This window comes from Candidatus Cloacimonadota bacterium, assembly GCA_016932035.1.
Lineage (GTDB): Bacteria > Cloacimonadota > Cloacimonadia > JGIOTU-2 > JGIOTU-2 > Celaenobacter.
In genome coordinates this window covers 70,536-88,714 of sequence record JAFGDR010000036.1, presented here as the reverse complement: position 1 = coordinate 88,714, position 18,179 = coordinate 70,536, and the positions used below count along the sequence as shown (strand labels likewise).

The window sequence follows — 18,179 nt, the reverse complement described above, 5'->3', positions numbered from 1 at the left end:
TAGTTGTTCTTGTAACAAACTTTTTTGCTTGTCTCACAGAGTATGTATTCATAAGAAATAAACCAAAGGGAAAGATTTCTACTGCTGTTTTTGTAACTGGTTCTCTACTTTCTCTGACACTTCCTCCAACAATTCCATTATGGATGGCAGCAGTGGGTTCAGTTGTCGCAGTGAGTTTCGGGAAGATGGTTTTCGGGGGATTTGGGAAAAATGTTTTTAATCCGACAATACTCGGTCGAACCTTTTTGTATATTGCTTTTCCTAATGCGATGACCATTATGTGGATGAAACCATTTACATCATTTCCTGGAGGATTCACTCACTTTTCACACTCACAACTCATAACTTCTGCCACACCAATGATACAGTTTAAACAAGCAGGTGAACTCACAGCACTTCCAAAACTCTTCTTCGGTATGATACCTGGAAGCAGTGGAGAGACCTCTGCAATCCTTATTATTATAGCTGCGATCTATCTCATCATTACAAAAACGGCAAAGTGGCAGCCGATTATCTCAACACTGGTGAGTTTTATTATCTTCACCGTTATTTTCTATGGAATGGATCCACTGATTTTTCTCTTCAGCGGTGGTATAATGTTCGGTTCGGTATTTATGGTTACCGATCCGGTTTCGATGCCAAAAGAAAAGTATTCGATCTGGATATATGGATTGCTTGTAGGATTTCTTACTGTTTTCATTCGGAAATTCTCACTTTTTGCAGAAGGATTTATGTTTGCACTTCTAATTGCAAATACCTTCATGCCCATCATTGAATATGGAATGAAGAAACTCGTTCAGAGAAAAGTTAAGAAGGATTCCTGATGAAACAAACAAAGAAATACCTTTCAGAGAGAAAATTTTATCCGGTCTTTTTTATGATCATACTGACTGTCATTTTTGTTGGTGTGCTGGCAGTTTTCTATCATCTGACACAAGCAAGAGTCCAAACCTACAAAGCACACCAGTTTCAAAAAATGGTTCTCCTGACTCTTGACCTGCCCGTCGATCAGATGGAACAAAATTACGATACATACATTACCGAAGAATCACAAAGTGGTTTTGATTATTATTTTGCAAAAAGGAATGATGACATTATTGGTTATTGTTTTGAAATTGAAGGAAGCGGTTTATGGGGAACTATCAATGCTCTCATCGCTTTGAACCAAGATTTCTCGGAATTAATAGGTTTCAGTATTATAGATCAGAATGAAACTCCGGGGCTGGGAGCTCGAATTACTGAAGAATGGTTTCAGAAGCAATTTCAAGATAAGAAGATCAGACACGATGGAGAAGTAATCAAATTCACGATGGTTCCGGAAAATGATATACAGGAAAACAATCAAGTACAGCAGATCACTGGAGCAACGTCATCCACCAGAACTGTTGTAGATATGCTCAATAAACATCTCGTTAAGATCATACAGGAATTCAAACCAGAATGACCAAAAAACAGATATTCATTAACAGTCTCTATCATGAAAATGCAGTATGGAGACAGATACTGGGAATTTGCTCTGCACTTGCTGTTACGAACCAGTTGATGAACAGTCTTGTCATGGGATTGGGGGTTGTTTTCACACTTGCTTTTTCCTGTTTTACAATTTCCCTGCTGCGGAATTACATCCCGGCTCGCATACGTATGATGGTACAAGTTCTTATCATTGCTTCCTATGTTATCATCGTCGATCTTTTTCTGAAAGCTTTTCTTCCAGATATCAGTAAAGCACTCGGTCCTTATGTTGGTCTGATAATAACTAATTGTATCATTATGGGAAGAGCAGAAGCATTTGCTATGAAAAACACTCCTCTTAATTCTGCCATCGATGGAATCGGAGCTGGTTTAGGATATGCGTTTGTGCTTCTCATCATAGCATTTTTCCGTGAACTTTTTGGTTTTGGAACATTTTTTGGATTTCAAATATTAGGTCATTGGTGGACGAAGTGGTCAATCATGGTAATGGCACCGAGTGCATTTTTCATGCTTGCACTACTGATGTGGTTTGTGTACAATGTGCAAATGAAGAACAAAAAGGATTAATATGGAACTGAATGTTTTTATCCTTTTTATGGCTGCCATTTTTACGAGTAATATTCTTCTGACGAATTTTCTCGGAATGTGCTCATACCTTTCTGTGTCTCGCCAGATAGAATCTTCTCTGGGATTGGGATTTGCAGTCTTTTTTGTTATGACATGTACAACAGCTCTGAACTATGTTGTATACTATTTTGTGCTCGTTCCGCTTGATATTGTGTATCTCCAATATATAATTTTTATTATTGTTATCGCTGCCTTTGTTCAGTTAATTGAAATGGTGATCGAACGATTGTCACCGGTGCTTTATTATTCACTTGGAATATTTCTGCCCCTTATTACGGTTAATTGCGCAATCCTTGGTGTATCTCTTTTTATGGTAATCAGGAATTATTCATTTATACAGTCTGTTACTTTTGGTGCAGGAAGTGGTATCGGCTGGCTTCTCGCAATTCTTGCACTTGCGGGTATTCGTCAAAAAGTGAATGATACATTCGTACCTGCTGGCTTAAGAGGAGCTGGATTAAGCTTGATCATAACAGGTATCATGGCTCTTGGATTTATCGGCTTTTCAGGTATAGCGGTTATTCAATAATGATCATTTCAATACTAATGACAGTCGGGATCGTTGCCGGGATTGGTGGTTTTTTTGCATTATTACTTATCATTGCAGAATCGAAACTAATGAACTATGGCGAATGCACGATCACCATAAATGATAAAAAAAAGATCACAGAAAAAGGTGGAAGTTCACTTCTTACAACGCTGAATAATAATAAGATATTCCTTTCGTCAGCATGCGGTGGACGGGGAAGCTGCGGTTTCTGTAAATGTAAAATTCTCAAGGGTGGAGGACCGCTTTTGCCGACAGAATTGCCATTCCTGGACGAGCGAGAAAAAAAAGATATGGTTCGTCTTGCATGCCAGGTCAAAGTAAAGGAAGATATTTCAATCGAAATTCCTGAAGATATTTTTGCGATACAGGAATTCGCAGGAAAAGTAACAAGCATTAAGGACATGACTTACGATATCAAGGAACTCACGATAGAACTCACCATGCCAAAAGAGATCGAGTTCAAAGCCGGACAATATGTACAGTTTGTTGCACCTCGTTACGAAAAAAGCAGGCAGTCCGTAACACGAGCATACTCAATATCAAGCAATCCCGATCATATAAAATTTATCGAGCTTATCGTTCGAAAAGTACCAGACGGTTTGTGCACGACCTATATTCATGATTATCTAAAAGAAGGGGATACGGTAAATTTCACCGGTCCTTTTGGGGATTTTCTCATCCAGGATACACATAAAGATATGATCTTTATTGCAGGCGGTTCGGGTAAAGCTCCAATTAAATCAATGCTTGAGTATCTAAAAGCCCACAAATCCAAACGTAAGATGACATATCTTTTTGGAGCTCGTACAGAGAAAGATTTGTATCATGTGGAGCTGATGAAAAAACTCGAAGACGACTTAGAACATTTCGAGTTCGTACCTATCCTATCAAAGCCAGATGAAGGATCGAAGTGGTCTGGGAAAACTGGATATATCATGCCGTTTCTTAAAGAATTTATCGGTAAACCAGAGAATACAGAAGCATATCTCTGCGGAAGTCCGGGCATGATCGATGCAGTTATTAAAGAGCTTCATAATCTGAAGATCTCTGAAGAACAAATCTTTTTTGATCCTTTCAGTTGAGGTTGATATGAAAAAAACACCACAAGAAAAAAGAATACAACAAAATCTCCAACCAGGTGTTATTACCCTAACTGGCTTTCTTGGAAACGATCATCGATTTTACCAGGATATAATCGAAGAGGATAAGAATATGCTTATAGAACTTTGCATTACTCCTGATGAAGTTGCTGATCGGCTTCAATATTTTACTGAACTTGCATGGGACAGCTATGATGGTCCAATCATCATCGACGACGTGTACCAGGTTGAGTATAAAAGCTATCGCGGAAAAATACCTTGCCCTTTTTTACATCCCGGTTTATTCCCCAAGGGGACTATAACTTTAAGAAATTTGTTTTGCCAGAAAGAAATTTGCTGGACACCATTAAATATCCACATGATACGGAAACATTGTTTTTTTGAAGGAAAGGGAACTCCCCACAGAATTGAACCGAATGAAATAATTGAAATACTATTCTGCAAAGAAAGTTAATCGTTGATATGCTTGCGAATTTATTGACACATTAAACTTATTCGATCTCTTTCAATCAAATGTTGTTGAATATTTTATAAAAATAGGATAAACAAGTATGTCTGATAAAAAAATCGAAGAACTTCTACAAGAAATAGACATCCTGAAAAGACGAAATTCAGAGTTGGAGCAGAAGCAAAAAGATCTTGAACAGACAGAAGATGCATTAGTGGAAAGTAGGGAAAAGCTTAATACAATTCTCGATTCATTTGTTGATGGTATTTATATCACAGGTCCGGATTATGATATCGAGTATTTAAATAAAGCGATGATCGAAAAAGTCGGTCAGGATAAGATCGGAAAAAAATGTTATCATGTAATGTATAACAAAAAGAAACCCTGTGAATGGTGTCAATTTAACGAGCTTTCAAAACTGAACAATATCATTACCTATGATTTTCAGGTTCCCGGAACAGACCTCTTCAGAATGGCGAGGAATATTCTACTAGATAATGGCTCGAAACTAACGATTTATTATGATGTGACCGAGATCAAGAAAGCTCAAGAAGCGCTGCGGGCAAGCCAGGAAAGAGCTAAATTCCTTACCGATGTCACGTTTGAAGGAATCGTAACACACAAAAAGGGGATTGTTGTTGATGCAAATGAATCATTCCTTAAAATGACAGGCTACACAAAAGAAGAAGTTGTCGGTGAAAACCTTCTTGATTATATCCCTCGAGCAAAAGATAAAGCGAAAATAATGATCAATATCGTTCGCAAAGTTGCAAAGCCATATACGATTTTAGCCCGGAGAAAAAATGGCAGTACTTTTACTGCAGAATTGGAAGCTCGCAATATCAAACACGGTGGAGAGATCATACGGATCGTCGCAGTTCGAGATGTAACAGAAAGGATCAAGGCAGAAAAAGCTATCAAGGAGAGTAAGGATACTGCGGAAAGGTATCTGAATATTGCTGCAGAGATCATAATATCACTGGATACTAAAGGAATAATAACCTTATTGAATGATAGTGGACATGAATTGCTTGGATATAAAAAGGGAGAGCTGATCGGAAAGAATTTCTTTGAAATATGTATCCCTCCTGATAACATAACTGAAGTTAGGAGAATGCTTGAAGATATCATGAGTGGAAAGCTGAGTATTACTGAGAATTATGAGAATCCTATTATTACAAAAGATGGTAAGATCAAACAGATATCATGGTATAATACGCTCTTATTTGATGAGAAAAAGAAAATAATAGGTATCCTGAGTTCTGGCGAAGATATTACGTACAGGAAACAAGCCGAAGAAGAATTGAAGAAAAACCTGCGAGAGAAGGAAATTCTCATTAGAGAAGTACATCACAGGGTTAAGAACAATATGCAGGTCATAGCTGCAATTTTGAGTCTTCAGGCAGATGAGATCAATGATGAACGACTCTCAGCAGTATTAAATCAATGTATGAGCCGTGTTCAATCTATGTCTAAAGTTCATGAAATGATGTACAGAACAAGTGATCTCGAACATCTCGATATGTCGGAATATATCCATGAAATGATCACCACTCTGCGGGATTTGTATCCTCTCAAAGAAAAAGGAATTTCTTTTAATGAGAATTGCAAAGATGTGTTTCTTAATTTGAATCAGGCAATACCTGTCGGAATCATTGTAAATGAATTGATCTCGAATGCGATGAAGCATGCATTTCCGGATGGAAAAAAAGGTGTGATTGAAGTTATTCTCACAAAGAGAGATAATGAAATAATCATGCGCGTGAGTAATAACGGAGAACCATTACCGCCTGATTTCAATTTGGACGTTCCAACATCCCTAGGGCTTGAAATCGTTAACCTTCTCAGTGAACAACTTTCAGGAAAAATAACAGCAAAAAGTACTGATAAAGAAACATATTTTGAACTCATTTTCCCGAGCGCTAAGTAGAATCAGATTTAATTATAAAGCATTACAATAATCAATACTTTCTAATTTCAACGATTCTTATTGACATATAACCATGTAAGCTAACATTATCATCATTACTTCAATGAAGAAAGTTATTTTAGTTCTGCTAATATTGGGCATTATCGTTATCAGTTATGGGAGATCCTATGCTGATAATCTGAAAGTACACTTTATCGATGTACGTCAGGGTGATGCAATACTTATCCAGTATGGAGGAGAGAACTATCTTATTGATTCGGGTAAGAATCTTAGTACAGACAAGCTGATATATTATGTTGATTCTGTTGGAGTTACACACCTTGATGCATGTCTTATCACCCATCCTGACCGTGATCATTACGGAGAATTTGAAGATCTGGTTGAAAGCGGATTGTTTACTATAGACAGGTTTATAACAAATAAGACTGTTTCGACAAACTCTACATACATTACATTGATGAATCTTTTATTATCTGAAAATATTACTGTTGATTCTGTAGATTATGAAGACGATCTCAATTGGAGTGTGACAACAGATATTCTCTCTCCGAATTATAATAATGGTTTTTCTGGAGATAATGATAATTCAATTGTAATCAAAATGAGTGTGGGTGAAGTCGACCTTTTACTAATGGGTGACAGTGAAGAACAAAATAATCAATATCTTTTGGATACTTATGACTTGGATATCGAAGTTCTCAAAGTATCTCATCATGGAGGAGTAACCGGTACAAGTGAAGCATTCGTTACAGGAACAACACCTGCAATTTCAGTCATATGTTCCGGCAGCAACTCCTATGGTCATCCATCACCGGTCGTGATCGATTTGTTGCAGAATGCGGAGTCTTTGATCTATTCGACAGCCGATGATTGGAATACCTGGTGGATAAATGGGGGAAACGGTTCTGACGATGGCAGCGAGGATGACGATGTTATCCTGGAAACAGATGGAGAAAATATTTGGGTGAATGGTGAACTTGTGTGGTATTCTTATTCAAATGACAATGACCACTTTGAGAATATGAGTTTGAACATAGCTCCTAACCCGATCAAGCATTCAGCAAGGATACATTATTCAATTGTTAAAAATAATCATGTTCAATTAGATATTTACGATATAAGGGGGAGACTGGTACAAAGTGTACTCAACCAGTATCAAAATGTCGGCAATTACTGTGTTGAAATTGGAGTTGAAGGATTACGTCCGGGAATCTATTTTTGTAAGTTGCAACAGGGAGATGAGGAAGAAATTCATAAGTTAGTTCTGATAAAATAGTAAAAACTTTTCTTATATCATGAAAAGTGCGGGAAAATTGACAGAAAAAAATTACATATGTAGTAATAAATGCGTCTTTATGAGTTGTTTTCAATCAGATAATCTTTGTGGGTATATAACAGCACCAGAAATCTCATTGAATTGCTTACATTTTCATCTTTACATTAGTTCAATCGATACCAATAGGAGGATCAAATGCAGAAAGCAATAAAAATTGGTGTAATATTTATGCTGATTGTGGCTCTTTTCCGCATTATTGCAGGCATTCAAATGCTTTTCGAGGCAGAGAAGAACCTTGATAGCATTGTTTTGTTTTTCCTGAATGCATTAGCAATTATCGGTATTACACTTGGTGCATATCGAAAAGGTGAGAAATGGTCATGGTGGACATTACTTGTAATAATCATGCCAGTTCCGATATACTGCATCATAGCGCATGGCTGGATGTCATGGAATATTATTGGGCTTGTTCTTTCAGTTATTCCTCTTGTAATACCAGCAAAGGCAATTCTATCGAAGAAAAGTTAAATTTATCGTAGGATTTTGTGACAACAATAAGGCGATAATTGCCATTATCGTCTTTAAAAATTTTTCTCTGTATTCTTTGCGGCGAGATAATATTATTTGTAAATCCTCACGAATTCAACCAGCAGATCGATCAAAGCATCGAAATCGTCCAGACTTATCATGCTGTTATGGGTATGTGCATAGCGAACAGGAACACCCAATACAATCGATGGAATGCCATACGCTGAGGTCTGAATATGCCTGCCATCAGTGCCACCTCCGCGACGCAACGTGACTTGTAAGGGAATGTTATGTTTTGTTGCTAATTGAATAAAACTATCTTTCAACTTCGGATTACCAATCATTGATGGATCATACACCCGCATGTGAGCACCTTTTCCAACACAGGTTTGAGCTCGGAATGGAATGCCCGGGATGTCATCCGCTGGAGCACCTTCAAGAACAACGCAAATATCAGCATCCATGGTTCGAGCTAGCGTGCGTGAACCGGGACCGCCAACCTCTTCCTGCACGCTACCGCACAGGTATAGCGTATTTGGATGAGTGCTATCCTTCACAGCTTTTCCCAACTCGATAAGTGCTGCAATTCCCGCCCTGTCGTCGAAGGCTTTTGAAATGATCCTTCTGTTATTATCTTCATAATGGAAAAATGGAATGGGAATAACAGGATCACCGATGTGTATGCCAAAATTCTCAATTGCATCTTTTCTTGACTTTACACCAATATCAAGAAACATATCTGAAATTTCCGGGGGAGTGTCTTTTCCACCTCGTGTAAAATGAACAGGGATTGAACCAAAGATGCCCGGATATTTTTTGCCGTCTTGCGTAATAATCTCAACCGGACTGGAAAGTAATGTATATTTATTCCAGCCGCCGATCGGATGGAACTGTATTAAACCGGAATCCATAATATCCGCTACCATGAAGCCGATCTCGTCCTGATGAGCGATGAACAGGATTTTTGGTTTGTCTGAACTGCCTTTCATGGTAAACGTGATCTGTCCAAGACGATCTTCATTATACTGAGCAAAATCACCAAGCTGTTCGATCATGTATTTTTTTATATTCTCTTCAAAACCAGCGATACCGGGGAGAAGGGTGAGTTCTTTCAAAATTGTGAGTCTATCCATTATAACCTCTATAAAACATTAATTTCAAATGTATCTTTTCTGCAATGCTGTTTACCTTAATATTCATCGAGGTGATAAAATTCTGCATTTTCAAGCCAGGTGTTTGGTCTGTTCACCATTTCTATGATATTATCGAGTACTTTTACCTGTTTCGATTCTTCGGTGATAATACTCTGGATGATCTGTTTCTGAAAGTCATCCTTCAAACCGTCCATGGCATCAGTGTATATCCTGATCTTATGCTTTTCCAGTTCACGGGCTTTTGTGTAGAGTTTGACCTCGTTCATATCGCAGGCGAAGGGATTCTTTTCTTTCTTAATCTCGTCAAATACTTCGATAGCTTTCTTAATTGCAAAGGTATTTGTCAAAGGTTGGATTTGCTGCTCCTTTTTCATTTTCTCAAAAGCTGCTTTGTGTTTCTTATGATCATCAGCAAGCATAGACAAGATATTCTTAATTCCCTTGTGTGTTGAACAGTGACCCGCCAGGTCTCTATAATGATCCTCGACCATCTGCTCAGTATCGATTGCTATCTGAAAAAAATCCATGTAACATCCTCCATGGTTTTATTTTTTCATTTGAGTAAATGTTGTGTTACCGATGAATGTATGACAAGAAATTTATCACTTTTTGCATATTCTAATAAAAATCCATATGATAATATTACATGTTTTAAATTAGATATTGTACCATTCTACAATGGTTGGAAAAGGATACATTTTCAAAATCGTTGACGGAAATATAAGTGCTTTCATATTTTTCATAATTATCAAAAAGGTGTTTATATGAAGAATTTATATCTGTTTTTTACTCTAATATTTCTCTCGGTTGGGATTCTTTTTGCCGAAAATGCAGAACCAATAAATCCGTTCCAGGCGTATTTAGCAAACCCGGGTACGGCAACTTTCGAACAAGCGCACAAGCATTATATCTCATCACTTGAGGATAATGCCGATGATGATAATACTCGTCTTATGCTTTCATATCTTTATATGATGGAACTGGAGCGAACACTCGATCAGATCGACGTGCAAGCAGATTCTGTTGCGCCGAATGTTGCTTTCAACTATGCGAACATACTTCTTGAAATGAGAAGGTTCGAAGATGCTATTGAGATATATGAAATGCTGAACGAGTCCTATCCGAGTTGGTCATGTCCATGGCGCCATAAGGGTGAAGCATATTTTAAATCAGGAAAACTGTCTGAAGCTGAAACTGCTTTAGAAAAAGCGATAGAAACACGAGTCGAGCACTATGATGCATATGTCATGCTTGCAGAGGTTCAGGAAGAAATGGGCAGCTATAAAGAAGCGCTAGCCACTCTCGAAACTGGATTTACCTATTATGGAAAAGATATAGAAGATCCTGATGAGGAAGTATCAGACATCGACACACAATTCTTATACCTCAGACTTCTCAAGAAGAATAAAAGAACAAACGAAGCTGACGCATTGCAAGAAAAATTGATGAAAATTGCACCTGATGATGAGCGATGGAAGGATGTGGAATGAAACATATTATCATTTTTCTCGTTATATTCATAATTCTATCAACTCTATGTTATGCACAGGAACCTCAGGGATACATCGAATATAAAGAAGATAAAACGATCGTTCGAGTTTGGGGAACACATTATGAAAGAGGATATGCGCAGGGTTATTTGCTCTGTAACGGAATCATCGATATTTTTTCAACCTATTTTCTTGGATATATATTCGGGAACAATGCAGCAATATACAATAATACCAGAAGCATTTTTGTAACAAGTTTTTCGGTCGATGCTCTTTATCAGACAGAAGGTGAAGGACTCCTTGATGGCATTGTCGCAGCCGGTCAATCTCTGTATAATAATGTACTTGGACGAGACATCGATGTGACCGATCTTATGATGTGCAACTCAATTGTGGATTATACTGATGAGAACAATCTCTTTTCTTGTAATGATCTCTGTTCATCACTAGCGAGTTGGGGTTCAAGTACTTCTTCGTCACCTGAGCTTCTTGGAGAGAGTATCATAACTCGTTTCCTCGACTGGACTCCACATCAGGCACTCATGGAAAACCATCTGCTACTTGTTTCTTTCCCGAGTGAACCGGATGAACAAAACTGGATTTCGTTCACCTTTCCGGGACTTATTGGATGTCTCTCTGCAGTAAATGAAGGGAAAGTCGGCTCTTTTTATAATGTGGGGAATATTGATTCCTATGATCCGACCGATACGTTCAATCCGATCTTCCTTTCCATACGCAACGGTATCGAATCTGCAGATTATGACGGGAATGGCCAATGCAATCCAATGGATGTGGTCAAAGCTGTCAGCGATGATGTGCAGCGATCCGGTTCCATCATGAATGTGATCTCCCCAACCGAGAAGGACAGCTTTTCCCTTGTTATAGAATGCAACAATATGAATGGTGTGATGGTAAGGAATAAAGATGATAACACATTGATTGCTGGCGACAATCTTGCTGCGACCAATCACTTCAGGAAACTGTATGCTCCGGTCTATTGCTATCGTTATGATCATATTGCAGATTCGCTTGACATGACTACCGTGATTAATCCTACAAGAAGCTGGGATCTCCTTTCAGGTGCAGCAGGCACTTCTACAAATATACAAGCCATTCAATATATCCCGTCTACCGGTGCGATCTTATGGTCAACAAAAACCGGCTCCTATCCTGCATACAAAGAAGCTCCAACATCTTTTACAACTGATGAACTCTTTGATTATGTGGGTATCGACGACCCAAACACTCCTCATGCAGATTATCTGACAATACATGAGATTTCTCCTAATCCGGTTTTCGATAACGTAACCATAAGATTTTTCTGCCGTTATGATTCCAATATCGATTTATCGATCTATGATGTAAAAGGGAGATTAATGCAAAGGAATGCTCATCATGTTGTTCAGGGCGAGAATGAAATTTTACTCAACTTTGATAAACATGTTACATCTGGTTTTTATTTCGTAAAACTTGGTAGTAATGGTGATACAGAACTTCGAAAAATCCTCGTGGTGAGGTAAAAAAGATGAACTTGAGTTTAGATACTATTTTACTGACACTTTACTATATAGGCACGGCTATCGGCTATGTGATCAAAGAAATCCTGTGGCTGCGCGTCGTGATCATCTTTGCAGGATTGTGTATGCTTGCTCGCGGTATCATTATCCAGAATTATATCGTTGTGTTCTGGATGTCGGTTTTTGTAATAATCAATACCTTTCAGGTAATTCGAATTCTCATAGAAAAGAGACCTGTAAAGCTCAGTGATGATGTTCAGGATTTGTACGATGATATCTTCTCTGATATGACAACTAAGGAATTCGTGCTTTTTTGGAAAATGGGCTTACAGAAAGAACTGAAAGCCGGTGATTATTTATGTAGAGATAATATTGAATCTGATGAACTCATTCAAATCTTAGACGGGACGGCCGCAGTAAGAAAAAATGGTAAAGACGTTGCAAAATTATCCCGGGGATATTTCATTGCAGAAATGCAGTATCTCATGGAGGAGAACCCATCAGCCGATGTAGTGGCTGTAACAGATGTGCATATCACGGTTTGGAAACATGCAAAACTTATGCGATTGAAAGAAACATATCCTAATCTATACAACAAATTCCATCTTATCTTGAGCAAGGATCTTACCTATAAATTAAAAAGATATTTGTAAGAAGGTTACGATGAATCTAATCCTTTTTTTACTAGTAGTTATTATTGCTTTTGCAGTGGTTCGTATTGGCGCAGTTGCCTTTATGTTGACCGGTGTGGAATGGACTGTTGCGAAGTTCCAGGCGCTTTCCTGTTTTACAAGCACGGGATTCACCACAAAAGAATCCGAACTTATCGTGAAAAGCCAGCAACGGCGGAAGATCGCTACAACACTTATGATCTTTGGTCATGCAGGTCTCGTAACGCTTGTCGCTACATTTGTAAATTCACTTAGACCTTCTCACCTGGTTCATAAAGTATTCCAGCCTATTGTCCAGTTAGACAACCATCCCATCCTGTCAGTCCTCATCAACATTATCATCCTTACACTCTTTTGCTGGGTGATCGTTTCTCTTTTTTCCCACACAAAACTTTCCAGAAAACTAACAACAGTCATTCAGGATTTTTTTCTGAAAAAGAAATTCATCCATAAAACGTTTATACAGGATCTTGTGATCTCTGGTGAGGGCTTCGGTATCGTTAATATTGAAGTTACACAGCACAGTGATCTCTATCATGCGGTGATATCGGATCTCATGAAACAGGTTCCTGATATGAAAATCCTGGCGATCGAACGAGGTAGAAATATCATTACAAATCTGACAGATGATACACGGCTACTCCTCGGTGATAATGTCATATCCTATGGAAAAGTAGATAAGATAAAAGAACTCTTTCATCAAGGTTTAGTAAACCACTTAAAGGAAAAAATTACATCTCATAAAAAGAAAAATGAACGCTGAAATTTTCCAATTTTTTGGACATTAAACTTTATAAGTGATTTAAAACGTAAAATAAATATAAGACGAGAATATCTAATTTTTTTATTATATAAAATTTTAAGCAAAATTAAGATAAAATTAATTGCATTAAATCGGAGGTACGATGAAAAAAGTGTTACTGTGTTGTGTGTTAATGATCGCTGTTGTTGGATCGCTGAGTGCCGGTGTGAACTTCTATGGTTCAGCACGTCTCGGATTCTGGTATGAATATACCGATAAAACCTGGAACAACTATAACAATGGCTATGATGACACGAACCTTGAATTGAACTATTTCATGCATGGCAACAGCAGGTTCGGCGCGAATGTCGATCTGAACGGTGTTACAGGTAAGGTCGAACTGGGTATTTCTCCTTCAAGTGTGTGCTTAAGACACCTGTATGGTATGCTGACAAAAGAAAATTTCTCGATTCTTATCGGGCAGACTTTTACTGGTTTTACGGTGTATGGCGATCAGGTTTATAATGCCGATCAGATCTTTATCAACTACGGATTGTTCTATGATGGACGCCTGCCAATGGTCAAACTGGGACTTAACAACAAACTGTATGTGATGTTCATTACACCTAATGAAAACGATGTGACAGGTCTTGGCGGACTGCAGACACTCATCCCAAAGATCAACCTGAATTATGTGTACAATTGCGACAAGATCTACCTTGCAGCTTCTGCCGGTGTGAACATGAACAAGTACAACAAAAATGTAAACACAGACCAGCTCGATGATTCCATCCTTTCCTATGCATTCGCAGTGACCGGAAAATACAACCTCGGCATGATTACCCTGTTCGGGCAGTTCGGATACAGTCTCAACGCAGGAAACTACGGCATCAGCACGAGCACAGCTTCCTCGATCGTGTATGATACGGGTAAGAAGGAATTCGAAAACACCAAAACAGTCGGCGGATTCTTTATTATTGAAAGCGCATTAGCAAATGTAGGTGTCGGCTACCTGCAGACCTGCAATCCACTCTGGACTGATAATGACACGGCAATGAGTGCATTCCTGCAAAAAAAGATAAGTTTGTGTAAAAATGTCTTCTTCGTTCCTGAAGTCGGTTTAGTCGATAATATGAAAGACATGACCGGTGCACAGGAAGGCAAGAAATACTATGCTGGCACAAAGATCCAGGCTGATTTCTAAGATAGTAATCTAAGCTTACATATTTAAAGGACGATTCGGAAGAGTCGTCCTTTTTTAGTATTTACATAACGATTGAACTGTGCTGTGCGTTTTTATTGCGTCCGCACTAGTAATTGGTTGGAAGTTATACCCAAAATAACCTGTATTCGGATTCCTCAAGCCCATCGAACTGATGTGTAATTAGCCTGGTAAGAGGGATGAACATATCGAGGTATAGGAGGGTGAGGTGAAACATCTCTTGCTCTTCCTCTAATTTTACTACCTCCAACTTTATGCTATTAGCCCATTCCTCAGACGTTACTCCATCAGTGAAACAGCGCGATGCAATATCAATTCTTTCCCTTTGGAGATACCACCATTTTCCTGTTTTTTCACCTGTGAGGGCAAATCGCCGGGCTTCGTCAAACTTTGAAAAAAAAACATCCTGGTCATTGTCCCAAGCAACCACTTCAATACCCATTTTCAACAAAAAACGACAGATCATTTCAGGCTTAAGAGGATGTGCAAGAAGTCTAATCTGTGTTTTCTTCCCCTCTAAAGTTGCCTGTTCGAATATTGGAGTCGCATCGTAACCGACAGTTCCTGGCTGAAGCGATGCACGTATTATTCCTTCCAAACTTTTGAACCATGGGGCATTACCCTTCTTTGTTGGGATACCAAGAAACGTACGAAAGAAAGAAAACGGATAGTCAGCAAGAGCTTGCTGTTCTATTTCAGAACCAAATCTGTTCTGGCATGAATCACAGAAGAGTCCGTCGGGTAAGACTGCCCATTCACCACCACCGAGTGACTCAGGCAGAACATGCTCGTGTGTCGAAAACGGTCCTGTTTTGGTCATGCAGAAAATACATTGTGCCATTCACAGATGTCCTTTATTATGACGTCCAATATGAGATTAGGTGTACAAATAGAAAAGGAAAAGGTTGCTTTTCATAACAAAACAATTGAAGTATATAACTTTTAGAGCATTGTTTATTATTAAAGATGTCCATTATTATTTTTCCTTTATTTACATACTAAATCAAAATTAGAAATAAATACGATTGAATTTTGTAAACTGCTGTGAAATACATCTTCTCCTTCTTTGTAAAAACCACTCGAAATTCCGTTGAATCCTTCAAAAATAAATTCAACGCTTTTTGTCAAATTTAATTAAGTGTTGTGGTAATAATGAGAATTCTATTGTTTCATTGCACTCGATTCGAGGTGCTTCTAAAAACCTACAACAACTTGAATATAATATGATACTTCGTTTTACTCAATATTCCACGACTCATGAGAGTGGATGATCTTCCAGTCCTCGGCTTCTTTTTTCCAAATCATCGTGAAGACGTGTTTAGATCTCATATTCTCACCATTTTTCAACAGCATTTCTGTCTTTTCCTGGCTTGTCAATAGAGCCAATGTTGGTGTTAGAGCAGTAACTTCTACTTCGAGCGGTTCTACCTTTTGCTGTTCCCTCATGGTGAAATAAGATGTTATTGCATTGATGAATGCTTTTCGACTTGAATAAAAATCTGTACTAACGAATGCTGATATAAATTCATCCTTGCTATAGATTTCTGACCATTCATGAGAATCTAAATTATTCAATGCTGAGATGAGTTTTTCGAATTTGTTTTTAACTTCATTTTTAATCATTTCATTATCCCTTTCTGTGATGTTTTGTTGTTTTTGCTGGCAGCAAAAAATAAAAATAAGAACTATGAAGATAATAAGTGCATTTCTGGAGAGAATTTTCATCATTGCCTTCTTTCTTTTATTTCTAAAATTAATATTCAATAACGAAACTCGCCCTTTATAGTCAATATTTATGTAATAATTTTCATAGCATTCAAAATGTTTCCGATTTTTCTTGCACTCCTTTATTCAATAACACCCAAGTATATAGTAAATGTATATGATAATGTTGACAGTAAAAATGTCCAATGCGTCATTTAAAAAAAGAATATGGATGAGCTCGAATAGGGGGAGACATTAAAAGAATATTCATATTATTGGTCTTTATTGCGATCGTGAACGCTTTATTTTTTTGTGAAGCTGAAGCTGAGATAATACATATTCCAGCAGATTTCAGTTCAATACAAGTAGGAATTAACAATGCAAGTGCAGGAGATACAATTCTTGTAGATCCGGGAACATATGGAGAAAAAATAAATTTTAATGGGAGTAATATTACTATTGCTTCATTATATTTAACAACGCAGGATACCTCATATATTTCACAAACGATCATTGATGGTGACCACATTGGAAGCGTTGTAACTTTTGAAAATGGTGAAGATTCGACTGCGATTTTATATGGTTTTACGCTTACGAACGGTTCTACTAATTATGGTGGGGGAATATACTGCAACAATGCTTCCCCGCATTTGGAGAGTCTGATCATAACGGATAATGTTGCTTCTTATGTAGGTGGCGGAATTTATTGCGAGAATTCTTCACCGATTTTGAAAAATGTAACGATTTCTGATAATAATGGAACCAGCTATGGAGGTGGATTGTTCTGTAGATACAATTCATCTCCGAGTTTAGAAAATCTAATTATTTCATGCAATACATCAAATCACGGCGGCGGGATCTGTTGTTTGTTTGATTCAAGCCCGAGTTTGAAAAATGTCGTCATTTCGAACAATAGTGCAACATGGTATGGAGGTGGAATCGGCTGTTTCTATGACTCAGATATTTATGTGGAGAATGTGACGATAGTCGGTAATAGTGCTTCTGATAGAGGGGCAGGGATATACTGTTATGCATCGTGTCCGAGTTTGGTTAATACTATTGTAGCATGTAATGTTAACAATTATGGACTCTATGCTTATTCATGTGAACCGTCTGTTAGTTATTCCAATTTCTATAATAATGAATTCGGGAATTTCTGTGGCTGTGGAGACACCATCGGAATGAATGTGATAACGAATATCAATGGAGATAGCTGCGATGCTTATTATAATATTCAAGAAGATCCATTATTCGTTGATTCTGCAAATGGAGATTATCATCTCAGCTGGTTAGATTATCCAGTTCAGAATCATACAATGTCACCCTGCATCGATGCAGGATATCCGAAGTTTCCGCCTGATCCTGATGGAACGCTTGCAGATATTGGGGCTTTTTATTTCAACCAAGATGTTACTATTGATGAACAAGTACAATCGTCAGAATTAAATTTTACGCTTTATCCTAATCCAGTACATTCACGCATGAATAATCTGAAAATGAGCTTTTTTATGAAGGATAGAGGACATATCTCGCTTCAGTTGTTCAATATAAAAGGGCAATTGATTTTAACGCTTCTTGGTGAAGAAATGGATGGTGGAGAACATTCGATAATGTGCCCAATGAATGGATTATCATCAGGAATATATTTCATGAAGCTGGGTGTTTATGGGATTGGAAAAGAGATTAAAAAAATTGTTTTGATCAAATAGGTAGTGAATAATGAATTGAGAATAATGTTTGAGGATTT

At 37.8% G+C, this 18,179-nt stretch carries 19 protein-coding genes; 15 read left to right on the top strand and 4 right to left on the bottom strand.

What is annotated here, in order from left to right; translation table 11 throughout:
* The 9 genes from JW794_06760 to JW794_06720 form a co-directional block, all read left to right on the top strand.
* A partial coding sequence (locus tag JW794_06760; protein ID MBN2017806.1) for an RnfABCDGE type electron transport complex subunit D occupies nucleotides 1-824 on the top strand: 824 nt, incomplete at its 5' end.
* Nucleotides 824-1,444, top strand: a complete 621-nt coding sequence (locus JW794_06755) for an FMN-binding protein (protein ID MBN2017805.1) — start codon at nucleotides 824-826, stop codon at nucleotides 1,442-1,444. The genes JW794_06760 and JW794_06755, both read left to right, overlap by 1 nt.
* Nucleotides 1,441-2,040, top strand: coding sequence for an NADH:ubiquinone reductase (Na(+)-transporting) subunit D (locus JW794_06750; protein ID MBN2017804.1), 600 nt, complete (start codon nucleotides 1,441-1,443; stop codon nucleotides 2,038-2,040). Before JW794_06755 ends, JW794_06750 begins: the two co-directional genes overlap by 4 nt.
* 1 nt (nucleotide 2,041) lies before the next feature.
* Nucleotides 2,042-2,629 carry an NADH:ubiquinone reductase (Na(+)-transporting) subunit E gene (locus JW794_06745; protein ID MBN2017803.1) on the top strand — a complete coding sequence of 196 codons (588 nt, stop codon included), beginning with the start codon at nucleotides 2,042-2,044 and terminating at the stop codon, nucleotides 2,627-2,629.
* A 17-nt stretch (nucleotides 2,630-2,646) separates the two neighbouring features.
* A complete protein-coding gene (locus JW794_06740; GenBank protein MBN2017802.1) occupies nucleotides 2,647-3,732 on the top strand; it encodes a 2Fe-2S iron-sulfur cluster binding domain-containing protein in 1,086 nt (361 codons plus the stop codon).
* A 7-nt stretch (nucleotides 3,733-3,739) separates the two neighbouring features.
* Nucleotides 3,740-4,204: a hypothetical protein gene (locus JW794_06735; protein MBN2017801.1), complete on the top strand. Its 465-nt coding sequence runs from the start codon at nucleotides 3,740-3,742 to the stop codon at nucleotides 4,202-4,204.
* Between the two features lie 97 nt (nucleotides 4,205-4,301).
* Nucleotides 4,302-6,128, top strand: coding sequence for a PAS domain S-box protein (locus tag JW794_06730; protein ID MBN2017800.1), 1,827 nt, complete (start codon nucleotides 4,302-4,304; stop codon nucleotides 6,126-6,128).
* Between the two features lie 133 nt (nucleotides 6,129-6,261).
* Nucleotides 6,262-7,404 carry a T9SS type A sorting domain-containing protein gene (locus tag JW794_06725; GenBank protein ID MBN2017799.1) on the top strand — a complete coding sequence of 381 codons (1,143 nt, stop codon included), beginning with the start codon at nucleotides 6,262-6,264 and terminating at the stop codon, nucleotides 7,402-7,404.
* A gap of 195 nt (nucleotides 7,405-7,599) precedes the next feature.
* On the top strand, nucleotides 7,600-7,932 hold the full coding sequence (locus JW794_06720) for a hypothetical protein (protein MBN2017798.1): 333 nt from the start codon (nucleotides 7,600-7,602) through the stop codon (nucleotides 7,930-7,932).
* Nucleotides 7,933-8,024: 92 nt separating this feature from the next.
* Here the strand turns inward: JW794_06720 and JW794_06715 are convergent, their stop codons facing one another.
* Both JW794_06715 and JW794_06710 read right to left on the bottom strand, forming a co-directional pair.
* A complete protein-coding gene (locus JW794_06715) occupies nucleotides 8,025-9,065 on the bottom strand; it encodes a M42 family metallopeptidase (GenBank protein MBN2017797.1) in 1,041 nt (346 codons plus the stop codon).
* A gap of 56 nt (nucleotides 9,066-9,121) precedes the next feature.
* Complete coding sequence (locus tag JW794_06710) at nucleotides 9,122-9,613, bottom strand: hypothetical protein (protein MBN2017796.1); 492 nt, start codon at nucleotides 9,611-9,613, stop codon at nucleotides 9,122-9,124.
* 237 nt (nucleotides 9,614-9,850) lie between these two features.
* Between JW794_06710 and JW794_06705 the strand changes: the two genes are divergently transcribed.
* The 5 genes from JW794_06705 to JW794_06685 all read left to right on the top strand — a co-directional run bounded on the left by JW794_06705 (nucleotide 9,851) and on the right by JW794_06685 (nucleotide 14,710).
* On the top strand, nucleotides 9,851-10,576 hold the full coding sequence (locus JW794_06705; GenBank protein ID MBN2017795.1) for a tetratricopeptide repeat protein: 726 nt from the start codon (nucleotides 9,851-9,853) through the stop codon (nucleotides 10,574-10,576).
* Nucleotides 10,573-12,096 carry a T9SS type A sorting domain-containing protein gene (locus JW794_06700; GenBank protein MBN2017794.1) on the top strand — a complete coding sequence of 508 codons (1,524 nt, stop codon included), beginning with the start codon at nucleotides 10,573-10,575 and terminating at the stop codon, nucleotides 12,094-12,096. The genes JW794_06705 and JW794_06700 overlap by 4 nt, the downstream gene beginning before the upstream one ends.
* A 5-nt stretch (nucleotides 12,097-12,101) precedes the next feature.
* Nucleotides 12,102-12,746 (top strand): cyclic nucleotide-binding domain-containing protein, encoded by a 645-nt coding sequence (locus JW794_06695; GenBank protein MBN2017793.1) that lies wholly within the window; start codon nucleotides 12,102-12,104, stop codon nucleotides 12,744-12,746.
* Between the two features lie 10 nt (nucleotides 12,747-12,756).
* On the top strand, nucleotides 12,757-13,527 hold the full coding sequence (locus tag JW794_06690) for a hypothetical protein (protein ID MBN2017792.1): 771 nt from the start codon (nucleotides 12,757-12,759) through the stop codon (nucleotides 13,525-13,527).
* A gap of 142 nt (nucleotides 13,528-13,669) precedes the next feature.
* Nucleotides 13,670-14,710: a hypothetical protein gene (locus JW794_06685; GenBank protein MBN2017791.1), complete on the top strand. Its 1,041-nt coding sequence runs from the start codon at nucleotides 13,670-13,672 to the stop codon at nucleotides 14,708-14,710.
* A gap of 124 nt (nucleotides 14,711-14,834) precedes the next feature.
* Here JW794_06685 and JW794_06680 read toward each other — a convergent pair whose 3' ends face one another.
* Together JW794_06680 and JW794_06675 are read right to left on the bottom strand one after the other, a co-directional pair.
* Nucleotides 14,835-15,569, bottom strand: a complete 735-nt coding sequence (locus tag JW794_06680) for a hypothetical protein (GenBank protein ID MBN2017790.1) — start codon at nucleotides 15,567-15,569, stop codon at nucleotides 14,835-14,837.
* Between the two features lie 395 nt (nucleotides 15,570-15,964).
* Complete coding sequence (locus JW794_06675; GenBank protein ID MBN2017789.1) at nucleotides 15,965-16,456, bottom strand: nuclear transport factor 2 family protein; 492 nt, start codon at nucleotides 16,454-16,456, stop codon at nucleotides 15,965-15,967.
* A 269-nt stretch (nucleotides 16,457-16,725) separates the two neighbouring features.
* On the opposite strand from JW794_06675, the gene JW794_06670 reads away from it, so the two are divergent.
* Entirely contained in the window at nucleotides 16,726-18,141 is a 1,416-nt protein-coding gene (locus JW794_06670) for a hypothetical protein (GenBank protein MBN2017788.1), read from the top strand.
* Nucleotides 18,142-18,179: the final 38 nt, after the last annotated feature.